This window comes from Bradyrhizobium sp. DN3, assembly GCF_041357655.1.
In the GTDB taxonomy this organism is placed as follows: domain Bacteria; phylum Pseudomonadota; class Alphaproteobacteria; order Rhizobiales; family Xanthobacteraceae; genus Bradyrhizobium.
Genome location: NZ_JAULLN010000016.1, coordinates 15,303 through 28,659, shown reverse-complemented (window position 1 = coordinate 28,659; position 13,357 = coordinate 15,303). Strand labels below are relative to the sequence as shown.

The 13,357-nt window shown below is 57.3% G+C and carries 9 protein-coding genes, 1 tRNA gene and 3 pseudogenes; 11 read left to right on the top strand and 2 right to left on the bottom strand.

The window, feature by feature from the left end; all coding sequences use genetic code 11:
* Positions 1 to 119 precede the first annotated feature (119 nt).
* The 10 genes and pseudogenes from AAE027_RS23045 (at position 120) to AAE027_RS23000 (ending at position 9,879) form a co-directional block, all read left to right on the top strand.
* Positions 120 to 1,373 carry a Tm-1-like ATP-binding domain-containing protein gene (locus AAE027_RS23045; RefSeq protein WP_370988790.1) on the top strand — a complete coding sequence of 418 codons (1,254 nt, stop codon included), beginning with the start codon at positions 120 to 122 and terminating at the stop codon, positions 1,371 to 1,373.
* A complete protein-coding gene (locus tag AAE027_RS23040) occupies positions 1,360 to 2,190 on the top strand; it encodes a phosphoenolpyruvate hydrolase family protein (protein WP_479714243.1) in 831 nt (276 codons plus the stop codon). The genes AAE027_RS23045 and AAE027_RS23040 overlap by 14 nt, the downstream gene beginning before the upstream one ends.
* A 28-nt stretch (positions 2,191 to 2,218) precedes the next feature.
* On the top strand, positions 2,219 to 3,997 hold the full coding sequence (locus tag AAE027_RS23035; protein WP_370988791.1) for an FAD-dependent oxidoreductase: 1,779 nt from the start codon (positions 2,219 to 2,221) through the stop codon (positions 3,995 to 3,997).
* 364 nt (positions 3,998 to 4,361) lie between these two features.
* The gene (locus tag AAE027_RS23030; RefSeq protein ID WP_370988814.1) at positions 4,362 to 4,832 is read left to right on the top strand and encodes an Lrp/AsnC family transcriptional regulator; all 471 of its coding nucleotides are present in this window, start codon (positions 4,362 to 4,364) and stop codon (positions 4,830 to 4,832) included.
* A gap of 118 nt (positions 4,833 to 4,950) precedes the next feature.
* On the top strand, positions 4,951 to 6,363 hold the full coding sequence (pyk, locus tag AAE027_RS23025) for a pyruvate kinase (RefSeq protein WP_370988815.1): 1,413 nt from the start codon (positions 4,951 to 4,953) through the stop codon (positions 6,361 to 6,363).
* A 154-nt stretch (positions 6,364 to 6,517) separates the two neighbouring features.
* Positions 6,518 to 7,109 (top strand): annotated as a pseudogene (locus tag AAE027_RS23020) (DUF6088 family protein).
* A pseudogene (locus AAE027_RS23015) lies at positions 7,099 to 7,345 on the top strand (nucleotidyl transferase AbiEii/AbiGii toxin family protein); the annotation flags it as partial. The pseudogenes AAE027_RS23020 and AAE027_RS23015, both read left to right, overlap by 11 nt.
* Positions 7,346 to 7,743: 398 nt before the next feature.
* The gene (locus AAE027_RS23010) at positions 7,744 to 8,598 is read left to right on the top strand and encodes a type IV toxin-antitoxin system AbiEi family antitoxin domain-containing protein (protein ID WP_370988792.1); all 855 of its coding nucleotides are present in this window, start codon (positions 7,744 to 7,746) and stop codon (positions 8,596 to 8,598) included.
* A pseudogene (locus AAE027_RS23005) lies at positions 8,585 to 9,497 on the top strand (nucleotidyl transferase AbiEii/AbiGii toxin family protein). Before AAE027_RS23010 ends, AAE027_RS23005 begins: the two are co-directional and overlap by 14 nt.
* Before the next feature lie 79 nt (positions 9,498 to 9,576).
* Positions 9,577 to 9,879: a hypothetical protein gene (locus tag AAE027_RS23000; protein ID WP_370988793.1), complete on the top strand. Its 303-nt coding sequence runs from the start codon at positions 9,577 to 9,579 to the stop codon at positions 9,877 to 9,879.
* 830 nt (positions 9,880 to 10,709) lie between these two features.
* Here AAE027_RS23000 and AAE027_RS22995 read toward each other — a convergent pair.
* A tRNA-OTHER gene (locus tag AAE027_RS22995) sits at positions 10,710 to 10,783 on the bottom strand.
* 2 nt (positions 10,784 to 10,785) lie between these two features.
* Here AAE027_RS22995 and AAE027_RS22990 point away from each other — a divergent pair.
* Positions 10,786 to 11,085, top strand: a complete 300-nt coding sequence (locus AAE027_RS22990; RefSeq protein ID WP_370988794.1) for a hypothetical protein — start codon at positions 10,786 to 10,788, stop codon at positions 11,083 to 11,085.
* A gap of 1,618 nt (positions 11,086 to 12,703) precedes the next feature.
* Here AAE027_RS22990 and AAE027_RS22985 read toward each other — a convergent pair.
* On the bottom strand, positions 12,704 to 13,084 hold the full coding sequence (locus tag AAE027_RS22985) for a hypothetical protein (protein ID WP_370988795.1): 381 nt from the start codon (positions 13,082 to 13,084) through the stop codon (positions 12,704 to 12,706).
* Positions 13,085 to 13,357: the final 273 nt, after the last annotated feature.

Below are 13,357 nucleotides of genomic sequence, written 5' to 3'. Positions count from 1 at the left end.
AACTCTCGCTCTCACCGTTTCTACCCATTGTTACCCATTTGGACGCCTCACCGATCTTATACCCGGGCAGAGCCGGGTCTAGACCACCTGTTGTTAGGAATGGTTCTGGGAGGAAGATCGTGTCTCACCATTGTACGGACGACCAGAGGTCGGCCCGGGATGGTAACCTGTCCGAACTGGCGACTGGAGCCGCGACTACGGACGCGGTCGCGATCGTGGCCACGCTGGATACCAAGGGCCGCGAGGCGTCTTACCTTGCCGACATTATCGAGGCGTGCGGCCGCAAGACCATCCTGATCGACGTCGGCACTAAGAGGGATGACGGCAACAAACAAGACGATGCGAAGGCTCCCACCGAACTCTTAAAGCAGATTGCTGAAAGGACGCGCAGTAAGGTTGGTGATCTCCTGGGATCAGGAACGATCAGCGCGATTGTCGGGGTTGCGGGTGGCAGGGGGAGCGCGGTTTTCGGCGAGGTTGTGTCTGAGCTGCCTTATGGCTTTCCGAAACTTCTGGTGAGCAGCGCAAGGCCTGCGCTACTCGCCGAATTGGCCACTCACAGCGACATCATCCTCTATCCGACGCTGGTCGATCTCTTCGGCATCAATGTCTTTACCACAAGGGTGCTCGAGAACGCGGGGCGGGCCATTGCGGCCACGCGCTATGCTCCCGCCAAGCTTGGACGAGACAAGAAGATCGTTGCGATCACTGCCTTCGGCGTGACCACGCCGGCGGCGAATCAGTGCGCAGCGCGGCTTGCCGACGCCGGCGTAGACGCGATCGTCTTTCCGGCTAACGGGGCGGGCGGCCGTAAAATGGAGCAGCTGATCGCGGCTGGTGAATTCGACGCCGTCATTGATTTGACCACAACGGAGCTCGCAGACGAAATCGTTGGAGGCACCGCAAGCGCCGGTCCGGATCGGCTCAAGGCAGCGTCGCGGCAAAAGATTCCGCAAGTGATCGCACCCGGTGCGGTCGATATGGTCAATTTTGGCCTGCCATCGAGCGTTCCTGATCGGTTTCGCGGTCGGCAGTTCTACGCCCATACGCCTTACACGACGCTCATGCGCACAACTGCGTCTGAGAACGCGAGCATTGGCCGGCTCACGGCAGAACGGCTATCGCGAGCAAAAGGACCCACAATGGTCCTTTGGCCGGCGAAAGGCGTATCCGATTACGACCGCCAAGGCGGCATCTTCTACGATCCCGACGCCGACAAGGCTTGGCTGGATGCGGTCAAGGAACATCTCTCCGCCCACGTCGTGGTCCGCGACCTGAACTGTCACATTAACGATGGCGAGTTCGCCGAGGCTGCCGCGGCATGGATCCTGGAACAACTCACGCAAGAAGGCTCATCCCATGCGGATGTTTGACCGAGCCGAAATTCTTTCCAGGATCCAAGGACAGGTGGCGGAGCGAAAAGCAATTCTCGCGGCAGGAAGTAGCTGCGGCCTGGTCGCGAAATGTGCCGTTCTTGGAGGTGCCGACATGCTGGTGGTCTACTCGACCGGCCTGTCGCGTCTGATGGGGCTTCCCACGAGCCGGATTGGCGATTCCAACGCACGCACGCTGGAGCTTGCGGCGGAAATTCGTAACGTGGTGTGTTCCGTGCCGGTGGTTGGCGGTATCGAGGCTTGGGATCCTCTCCGGCTCGACCTCGATGCTCTTTTGGACAAGTTCTGGGCTGCTGGGTTCTCCGGCGTCATCAACTATCCGACGATCTCCACCATGGGTGACAACTGGCGTGACCGCCGCGGCCGCGTCGGCCTCGGCTTTGAACGTGAGGTCGAGCTGATCGCTCTCGCGCGCAAGAAGAATATCTTTTCGCTCGCCTATGTCGCAAGCCCTCAAGACGCCAAAGCGATGGCAAGTGCAGGGGCCGACTGCATCGTCCCACATGTCGGCGCAACGCGCGGCGGCCTGGTCGGTCATGAGGACGGACAATCCATAACGGAGGCGATCCAGCGCATCAATGAGATCAACGCGGCGGCGCGAACCGTCCGGTCGGACGTCCTCTCGCTTTGCCATGGTGGGGCAATTGCCGAGCCTGAAGATACGATCGAGGTCTATCGAACGACCGAGTGTGTCGGCTTTGTTGGCGCATCGTCGATCGAAAGAATTCCAATTGAGCGGGCAGTGAAAACAGCGGCGGCGGAATTCAAAGCTGTCCCGCTTCCGCAAACTCATTGATGTTCACTGCAACGTGCAGCGAGGCCGCATGAACACACCAAATGACCGCGCTAAACCGGACACGATCGCTTTCGCCTCAAAAGGAGGCACCAGGCCTGATCAGGACTGGGAGACAGATGTCCTCGTGATCGGCAGCGGCGCGGCTGGACTGTCGGCGGCGCTGTATGCGGCAAAGGCCGGACTGCGCGTCATTGTATGCGAGAAATCTCCGCGACTTGGCGGAACGACGGCCCTGTCGAATGGCATGATCTGGGTTCCTTGTTCTGCCCAGGCGCGCGCGGCTAACATCGATGACACCATCGCCAATGCGAGGACATACCTGCAGCATGAACTCGGCGTTCATTATCGGGCGCAATTCATTGATGCTTATCTTGAAGACGGCCCGGCGGCGCTAACCGCGCTCGAGAACGGCACGAGTGTCAAGTTTACCTTGGCCTCTACGCCCGATTATCACTCGAGCCAACTTGGCGGCGCCGATACGGGACGGGCACTGAGCCCCGCCCCCTATGATGGGCGGCTTCTAGGCAACGACTTCGATTTGATTGGTGACCCCATTCGCTTTGTGCTCGGGGGTATGATGATCTCATCGAGTGAGGTGAGAAGCTTTCTCAACCCGCTCCAATCTGTTGCGTCGCTCAAGCACGTCTTAACTCGCCTGAGCCGCTATGCGCGGGATCGGCTCAGCTTCAGGCGTGGTACTGAGCTCAGCGGCGGGAATGCCTTGATCGCGCGGCTGCTGGTGAGCCTGCGCGAGTACGGCGTAGAAATTTGGCCATCTTCTCCAGCGCTCGAACTCATCAAGGAAGGCGGGCGCGTCACGGGTGCCGTTGTCAAGCGAATCAACCTTGACATCCGCGTGCGCGCCTCGCGTGGTGTTGTTCTCGCAACTGGCGGTTTTGCCCGGAACGCGCAGTTGAGGGCGGACCTCAGTGGTGCACACCAGCATGACGTTACGCTGGCCCACGCCGATGTTAACGGTGACGGCATTGGGCTTGCCACCACGCTCGGGGCAGCCATCGACAAAGATGTCGCATCCGCCGGCTTCTGGACCCCGGTTTCAATCCTGAAACGCAGCAGCGGCTCGCAGGTCGTACCATACGGCTGGCTCGACCGCGGCCGTCCTGGGGTCATTGCTGTCGGTCCAAATGCCAGACGTTTCGTCAACGAATCGAATTCGTACCACGATATTTGCCTGGCAATGTTTGAAAACGGATATCCAGAGAATAAGCGATTCTACTTCATCTGCGATCACCAGTTCGTGCGGTTGAGGGGCATGGGACACCTGCTGCCATGGCCCTGGACGTTGAGCATCGGTAAATATGTCCGCCTTGGCTACATCAAGGCAGGTGAAACGATTTCGGAGCTCGCAAAGCAGCTGGAGCTAGATTCCGCCGTGCTTCAAAAGACCATCGAGGAACACAACGCGCACGCTGCCCAAGGACGCGATCCTCTGTTTAAGCGTGGGGAATCGGCTTTCAATCGCACGCTCGGCGATCCGACCGTGGGAAAAAATCCAAATCTTGGACCAATCAAGGATGGACCATTTGTCGCGTTGCCGATCGTTCCGGCAACGCTTGGCACGGCGACCGGATTGGCGACCGACAGTTACGGAAACGTCCTGGATGCACAAGGCAACGCAATCCAGGGTCTTTACGCTTGCGGCAACGACATGACGTCGCCGATGCGCGGAATTTATCCCGGGGCAGGCATAACAATCGGTCCCGCTATCGTATTCGCATATCGAACCGTCAACGCAATAGTGCTTTCCGCTGATCAGGAGCAAAAAGCCCTCGCTTCCGGAGCTTGATCGTCTACCACACTCGTGTGTGGCGGGGGAATATGTGCTCGGGTCCGGGGCGCGCATCGATAGAACTGGAGTCGGACAGCCTTCAGCAGCTCTCAGCGGACGTGGGTCCCGACCCGCGACATTCTCGAGATGGCGGCCGGGTTCGAGTGTGGTGAGCCCGGGCGGAGGGGGAGATCGCCGCACCAACTGTCTTCGATGTATCGCAAAGAGCTGGGCTCCCATAGGTGTTCCAAGGCACATGACAGCGGGAGAAATCGATCGTTCAACAGCTAGGCTGTCTAGTGACGAATCGAAAATGTCAGGACAAGCCGCGCAGGCGTCTGCTTCCCCGACGCGATCGCAATCGGCCGGCCGCGAGGCAGTGATGCAACTCGACAAGATCGATTTTCGTCTTCTTGATCTCGTCCAACGAAACAATCGCCTCTGTAGTGAACAACTTGGCGGGAAGGTCGGCTTATCCGCATCCGGAGTTCAACGTCGCCTGAAGCGCCTTCGATCCAAGGGGGTCATAGAGGCCGACGTTTCCATCATTTCTCCAAAAGCAATTGGACGGAATGTGACGGCAGTGGTGCTCATGTCCTTAGAGCGCGCGCGTGCCGACACCGTTGATCGTCTAAAGCGGCAAATTCGCAAGATGCCTGAAGTGATGAGCGCATTCTACGTTACAGGTCTGGCCGACGTCGTCTTGCTAGTTACCGTAAACGATATGGAAGATTACGAGCGGTTTGCCCGGCGACTTACAGAGGAAAGTTCAGACATAAAGCGCATTGAAACAATGGTTGTCATGGATCGGTTCAAAGCAGGATTCACTTTGCCAATAGCGTCCATCGCATAGTGTTAAGCGACTGACGAAGAGGACATTGGCTTGCTCAACCGCCGTCGACCGCAGTCCGTAAGGGTCGGCTTTGGACTTTATGGCTAGATCGATCATATTCTTTCAGATGGGGGATACGTTGCGTCGCTCGCGTCACGCCAAGATCGTGGCAACCGTCGGTCCGGCAAGTGCCGAGCCTGAGAAGATACGTGCTCTCTACCTTTCCGGGGTAGATATCTTTCGGCTAAACTTCAGTCACGGAACCCACGAAGACCACGCCAAGAGTTATGTGTGTATCCGTGAACTCGAGCGGGAATTCGGCCGGCCGATAGGCATCCTGCAGGATCTCCAAGGTCCAAAGCTCCGCATCGGCTCCCTTGAAGAAGGCAGGCTGGCTTTGCGTGCTGGTGAAACGGTCCGCTTTGTGATCGACGGAGCCAAAGGAGCAAAACAATCGATACCCTTGCCTCATCCGGAGATTTTTGCAGCCGTCCATCCCGGACAAGAACTTCTCATTGACGATGGCAGGGTGCGCTTGAGGGTCACCGAGCCAGGAGACGGAGAAATCGTTGCGCAAGTGGCGGTCGGAGGCCTGATCTCGAACCACAAGGGGGTCAACGTACCGGGGGCCATGCTCGCCTTATCTCCGCTCACCAAGAAAGATCGCGCCGACCTCGCCTTCGGCATTGATCTTGGGGTCGACTGGGTGGCCTTGTCCTTTGTTCAGAAACCGTCCGACCTGATCGAGGCGCGCGCCATCATTGGCGAGGCCGCAGGTCTGATCGCCAAGATCGAGACGCCAATGGCGCTCGATCGCATCGACGACATCATTGGCTTGTCAGACGGCATTATGGTGGCGCGCGGTGATCTTGGCGTCGAAATCCCGGCCGAGGACGTCCCTGGCCGGCAAAAGGAGCTCGTGCGCGCCTGTCGGCGTGCCGGAAAATCCGTCATCATCGCAACGCAAATGTTGGATTCCATGGTGGCTGGGCCGACGCCGACGCGGGCGGAAACCTCAGATGTTGCGACCGCGATCTTTGATGGAGCCGATGCAGTGATGCTATCTGCTGAATCGGCAAGCGGGGCCTACCCGGTCGAAGCGGTTGCCATGATGGATCGCATCATCAAAAGCACGGAACGGCATCATCTCTATCGGTCGCTGATTGAGGCTTCTCGAGCTGACGTGGAGAGTACCCCTTCGCATGCCGTCGCGGCCGCAGGGGCAGATCTTGCGGCTACAATTGGCGCCAAGGTCATCATCGGCTTCACGGCAGGCGGGACGACAGTCGCTCGGATCTCGCGAAGCCGGCCGCCGGTGCCGATCCTTGCCCTTACTCCGGATGAGAGAGTGGCTCGGCGCATGAGCTTGTTGTGGGGGGTGCACAGTGCAGTGTCCAGCGATCCTTCTGGCTATGAGGAGATGACGCGCATCGCCTCGGCGGCCGCGCACCACGAGGGCTATATTCGATTGGGCGACTTGGCTGTGATCGTCTCTGGAGTGCCGTTTGGACTTAGAGGCGCGACAAACAATCTTCGCGTTGTCGCTTATTAAGACAATGCCCTTGAATCGCGCTGCAGAAGGCCACCCGATCGCCATATGGACCACGCTCAGGATTCAGCTGTGACCGGGAGCCGGTATTGCTTGAGTTCGAGGCACTTGTAGTGTGTCAGAAGTTCTCCTAGTTTCTGACACTGGAGCGTCAGCCGTGACCCACCTGAGCACGCGGATTCTGGAAGCAACCAAAGAATTGCCCGAAGGCGCACCGATCGCTGCCAAGGCGCTTTTGCATCTTGGAAAGCGTGCTGCTGTCGATCAGGCTCTTTCGCGTCTTGCCGAGCGAGGAAGACTTCTGCGCGAGACGAGGGATATATTTGCGTCCAGTTGAAAGCCGTTTCGGAGTTAGAGCTCCATCAGTCGAGAAAGTCCTCGAGGAAAGCAAGGTTCGCAGCGGCGAAACCATTGTTTCCAGCGGCGCGGCGGCGGCCAATCATCTTGGTTTGACGACGCAAGTACCTGTTCGCCAGGTTTATCTGACCTCTGGTCCTTCCCGCAGGCTCCGCCTTGGTAAGCAAGTCGTGGAGCTCAAGCATGCACCGCGTTGGCAGCTTGCCTTGGCGAACCGACGCACCGGTGAGATAGTGCGTGCGCTTGACTGGGTGGGCCCAGAGACGGCAGAACGAGCATTGAGGTCCGTCAGTCAGAAATTGACCCCGACCGAAGTGAAGGAGCTGAAGTCAGCTGCTTCTTCCTTTCCGACTTGGCTTGCCAAGCCGGTAAGCGAACTCCGTGTCGGATAGATTTCTAAAGCTGTCTGACGCCGAGCGCCAAGAGGCGCTCGGCGTTGCTGCGTCCAACTCAGGTCGTCCGGCACATCTTCTCGAAAAGGATGTCTGGGTCGTCTGGTGCCTGAACGCGCTCTTTTCCTCGCCTTTAGGCGAACATCTCGTCTTCAAAGGCGGAACTTCGCTATCAAAAGGCTTGCAGTGCGATCCGCCGTTTTTCGGAAGATGTCGATCTCACCTACGACATTCGGACAAGACGTGACGAGCAAGGTACTCTCTTTCCATTGGAGTGCGATCGAGCCGCTGATCGATGTTCCAGTCTTCACGAGGCGGTTAAGGAACTCGCGCCCGCTGCTGGAACCTCTGAATCCGACGCGCAGGAGCGCTTCTTGAATGCGGTCGAAAATCGCTGCTGAGGCCGCAAAGGCGAAGGTAGCAGCGCGTCAGGCGAGGTTGATGAGCATGAAACTGAGACGAATTCCGCGGGTGTCGATGAAACAGATCCCTGAATTCGTCAGGTAAGCCCGCAAAGACCAAATCCAGGGCCGTCTTACGGTTTAAATATTGCCTAATTTATAAATCTATACTTGATTTACAGAAGATTCTTCGAACTAGACAGGCGGTTTAAGAATATGCTATTATATCAATTATGGATAGACAAAGAGGACAGCTCTTAAACCAGCTCGATAAGCTCCTTCCGGAGGGGCTGGTCGTGGATTCCGCTTGGCTCAAGCGACACGGCTACTCAACTCAGCTCCAACATCTCTATGTGCAACGAGGCTGGCTCGAACAGCCAACTCGAGGGGTCTTTCGGCGGCCACGCTATGAGCTGAGCTGGCAGCAGGTGGTGATCTCCCTTCAAGGCATCCTGAATTATTCACCGCTCGTCTTGGGAGGACGGACGGCGCTCGAATTGCAGGGATACGCCCATTACCTTTCGCAAGCGACGAGCCGCGTTCACCTCTACGGACCGAAAGCGCCGCCATCGTGGGTGGACAAGCTGCCGTTGACGGTCAAATTCATCTACCACAATGATCGGCGACTTTTCAAAAATGATCCCGTTGCCAAAGGCGTAAGCAGCGTCCGCTGGAATGTCGAGACCGGAAAGATGCTGGACGTCACGGCCTTCCGGGGAGGCGACGTCACTCAACTGAATTGGGGGCAATGGGACTGGCCTCTGACCCTGTCGACGCCGGAGCGCGCCGTTTTCGAGCTGCTTGACGAATTGCCCAACAACGAGAGCTTTGAACAGGTCGACGCCCTGCTTGGTGGCCTTGCCAATCTTCGTCCGGATCGCTTGCAAAAGCTCCTGAAAGATTGCGCGAGCGTGAAGGTCAAGCGTCTCTTTTTCTACTTCGCCGACCGCCACAACCACGCCTGGCTCAAGCGGCTTAACAAGAATGCTGTCGATCTAGGACATGGCAAACGCATGCTCATCAAAGGTGGTGTTCTCGATCCGATCTATCAAATAACGGTGCCGGGAGATCTCGATGGCGTTCGCTGACGATTACAAAAAGCAAGTCGCGCTGCTTCTGCGCATTCTCCCATTTATCAACGAAGAGAAGTGCTTCGCCCTTAAAGGAGGCACAGCGATCAATCTCTTCGTGCGCGACTTGCCACGGCTCTCTGTCGATATCGATCTAACCTATGTTCCTGTCGCGCCGCGAGCCGAATCCCTTGCTGATATCGATTCGGCGATGAAGCATATCGTCGCCAGGATCAAAGAGAAGGTCCCAGACTCGCAGGTCCATGAGACTCGGAAAGAGGCTGCGATCGTCAAACTCGTAGTTCGTTCGCTGAGTGTCCAGATCAAGGTTGAAGTCACGCCTGTGCTGCGCGGTTGCGTTTTCGAGCCAGCTGTGACCTCGGTGCGTCCCGCCGTTGAAGAGCAGTTCGGGTTCGCTGAGGCCCATACGGTCTCATTTGCCGATCTCTATGGCGGAAAAATCGTCGCCACTTTGGATCGCCAGCATCCGCGCGATCTATTCGATATTCGCGATTTGTTAGCCAATGAGGGAATTACGGATGAGCTCCGCAAGGCCTTTATCGTTTATCTTTTGAGCCACGATCGCCCGATGTTCGAGGTGCTCGGCTCACCTCAGAAAGATATAAGCGACGAATTCCTTCACGGCTTCGAAGGGATGACGAAAAAGCCCGTTTCGAAGGACGAGCTCATTGCCGCGCGCAAGACGCTTGTCGAGGAGATCGTTGGCAAGATGCCAGACGATCATCGAAAATTCCTGGTGTCGTTTGAACGGGGACAACCGGATTGGAATCTCCTCGGCTTGCCCAGCGCTGCCAATCTGCCGGCCGTCAAAATGGCGTCAGCAGAATCTCGACAAGCTTCCGAAGGAAAAACGCGATCGGCTTGTTGCTGATCTCGAAAAGGTACTGGCACGGTAACCCGCTTGGCACTGCCAGCCATTGTTCTGTGTTGCGCCGCCATCGCGAAAGCTCACAAAAATTCTCTAAGCGGTCATCCATGATTGACTTCGGCCGACCTCGTCTTAAGGAATTTCATAACTGGCTCGCCGACGAAATTCCCTGCACGGAAAAGGAGGCGCGCGCAGAACTGCATTCCTTTCCGCTGCCTTCGCTTCTCATCCATTATCTCAACTGGCGTGACCGCCTTGTGCCGGTAAGGCCCCGCACCGTCATGACTTGGGACAGGTTCTTGGCCGATAAACGGACCTTGGACCATTGGGCGGCCGTCAATGCCCACGTCGAACGTATCGTCGCGGGCAAGACCTTACTCCGTACGTCCGCTGCCGCTGCAAACCGATAATCCGTGCAACAAAAACCACGAAAGAAGCCGACAAACCGCCGAATTTAGGCGCCGATCCTGGATTTGTTGCATTAATCGGTTTTCATTGAGCGCTACAATTTCAGCGCTGAACGAGATGCCTCACGAAGGAAATTTCGGCGGTCTGGAAGGCAACGGGAATAATTGGCCACATCTAGTTTGGCTATTGCTGCACAGGAGCAGAACATGGCTAAGCATTTGTACCGTCTCCGTATGGGCTCGTATGTCGGGAACCTATTTCGGCGCAGCAAGCATGATTTACAGCAGAGGCTCTGGCTGCAATGTAACCTGATGCGGCTCGGGTGCGACCTAGCGCGATCCCAGCATCAGGCCGGCCTTGAGCAAGGGAAGCTACTACTGCCACTTAAGCCGCTCACCAAGTCGACTTCAACTAGCCAGGAAGCCTACCTAGAGACCGCAACTAGCGCCGCTGTGGGTCTTCATCGACGCTAAGACGATTTTGAAGGGCGCGACCCGTGGCCAACTCAGGCACTGTCGATGGAGAGTGTAGCGATGGCAAATGAACAAAAATTCCAAGGATCAACCGAGGCGCGGCCAATATAACGCAGGGTCGGCCCGGAACGAACGAAAAGCTGCAGATTTTGAGGAAATCCTGCTGCTTCGAGGAAGGATCTGCAGTCATTCCTCCGGGCTCGCTAATACAACCCGTTGCGCTTCTACATCAACGCTGAAGGTTTATGCCAAATCCCGATCTACTGTTTCTGGTCCTGGGTGGTCTCACCCTCGGAGGCTTCGTCGGCGCGCTGATTAAAGCTCTGATCGGCGACCGGGAGCTACGCGACCGTGGATGATGCCCTCGGCAGGACTTGAACCGACGCCACGAGACGTAGAAACTCCCCCGCTCTTTCCACTGAGCTACGAGGGCACATGGCAGAGGTGAAAATCACGGCCAACCGATCGGACGAAGAAAGCTGGCGCATCGAGCGCCTCGAGGAAGTCCGCGATATTATCCTCGAGAAGGGCGTGAAGAACATCCTCGCACTTCATGATCACAAGGGCAATCTCTACGTCGATTGGTCAGAGCAGCCCAGCACCTATGCTCTCGCCACCGCAATCAAGATCTGGTCCGATAAAGGCGAACCGCACTCAAACCATTCTGTGCGGGGACGTCCGCTTGTATGGGATATGGGTGGCGACAATCCTTTCGGCGGCCCTTCTTTCCCTTAGGTTCACAATCTCCAAAGTCCGCCGCTACATTGGTAGCGATAACGGAGGCGATTGTCATGCCAGCCCTTTGGGTCGAGTCACAATGGATGGTTACAAAAACGGGATACTGCTGATCGAAAGTATTTCATCGCAAAAGAGCGCGTGCACGAGGAAGATTCTCCTGGATATACCTGGGAACGACACATGGAAGAGAAGGACTGGATCGATATGACCGACTTCCGCCGCGCGATGACATTCGCGCAGGCGACATGGCCGAAGAAGTGAGGTCTGCGCGCACAGAATCGAGCCCGTCCGGATGGAGACAGGGTCCAGTGCCTAACCGATCGGCCAGGTGCGCTATAGATGGCGAGGCGCGTGCGCGCCGGTTCTTGACATCCATCCCAGCGATCAATGCTGTTGAGTGCGCTGCAAAAAAAATGCGGGTCGATGGCTTTTCCTCGACTCACGCAACAGAGGCCGCCTCAGTTCGCGGCCTTTGTCTTCAGAGCCGGACATCGGTCTTTCTCGGCGCGTCGTCCAGACACAATCTTGGACAGGAACAGTCCGCGATTGCCAAGTTTCCCGATACCCGTCTCGAAGGATGATCCCGATTGAATCCAGCTCCAATGCCCCCAGCTGAGGCCGCCTTTGGCTGCCAGGGCAACCTTGTCGAGCTCAGTGAAGGGGGCGGCTGATGACGAGCGTTCTCTCCAGCACAAGGCCGTGTAGCGACTCCGTCCCAGGAGCCTCGGGCCGGATTGATCACCAGGCCTATGTGAGGGCGCATTGCGGGTTATCTCGCGCAAGTGTTACGACGCAACCTGTTTTAGAGTTTTTTGTTTGGAGCTACTCATTGGCAACAACCATTGAATCGATCGTTTCGGCTTATGTACGTCTGAAGAACCGGCAAGCCTTAGAGAATATGCGAGACCTTCGGCGCCAGTTGCTCGAACAGCTACAATCCACATCAGGCGTTGACCCGACTGCCTCTCGAGATGCTCTACTTGAGGACCTCCGAGTGATCGAGGATGGACTCGAGCAGTTCCAGCTGAGGCCGTAACGGGGGCACGCCAGTTCACCCTGGCAGATCTACGTGTTAACCAGCAGGCGCCGTGGCGATCGTGCGGAACGTCGTGGCACGGCCGCAGGGGCTGGTCCAAAGCGGCTCCTGCGGTCGTTTGTTCTGTAATGTCCGGAAGTGTCCCCATTTCCAGAAACGAATGTTTTCTTGGGCACTTAAGGGGCTGATAGCCGCGACGGTGCAGCCGTTGCTGAGGCTATGGGCCCGGCCTCCTAGGCACACCGACCCGCGTTGCTCAAGGCCGCCTCAGTTGGGCGCCGTTCGCTTGATTTAGCCCAGTCCATCAGGCCGCGCCTGCCGCGCCGCTGGCAAGGCGTTCGTGGTCGACGATTTCAAGACGGATCAGCGTCGGACAGGGCGACCGAAACTGATATCGCAGCCATGTTCGAGGAGCGGGCGATTACCGTGGTTGAAAAGCCGCCGCTCCCCATTGCCTCGACACTGGCTCGGGCGAGCCCCTAATCGTCGGGCTCAGAAGGGCAACTTCCACACGAAATAGAGAAGCGCAGCAATGGTCCCCCAGAAAAGTATGCCGCGGAAGATGAACCGATCGCCATGTTAATCGCCGTCTCGCCCAAGCCGCTGCGCCATGGCGATTCCATCGATCGCGTCTGCCAGCCCTTCTAAGAAAACCCACGCATCATCATCGGGAAGCTCCCACTCTCGTAGGCTGCCGACGTAACGGGTCAGAGCAATAACGCCCGCGATCGTGGTTGGCGTTGAACGGATGAGCACATTCGCATGCTCCGCGAGAACATGGTTCCTTTGACTGCTGATTTTGTCGGCGGCATCAAACTCGGCCCCCCCATCGAGCTTCGCCGACACGGACAAGGCCGCATCGTAATGCGCCGACAGCTCGCGATGACGCTCGATCACTACGAAGATTAGATCCCGATCGGCTGCAGCAGTCGACTGGGTGGAAATTTCCTGCGATGACAATGTTGGCCCCGAGCAAGTAGCAGGCCTACGTTAGCATCGCGACCATGATGATAATCAGCGTAGAGGGTCCTTCATCTGCGGTATTCCTGCTCGATCGGCTTGGGCATTCAGACGAGGTCACCACCTCCATTTGGAGGTCGAGGTTTCGGGGACGAGGACGCGCGCCTTACTCGCGCTGGAAAACGGCTCCGCTCCAGCCATTCCCGGCGTAAAGCTGCATATTTTGCGCGTATCAGAGGTTGTTATCCCGCATCGGCGGCGCTTGGATGCGCT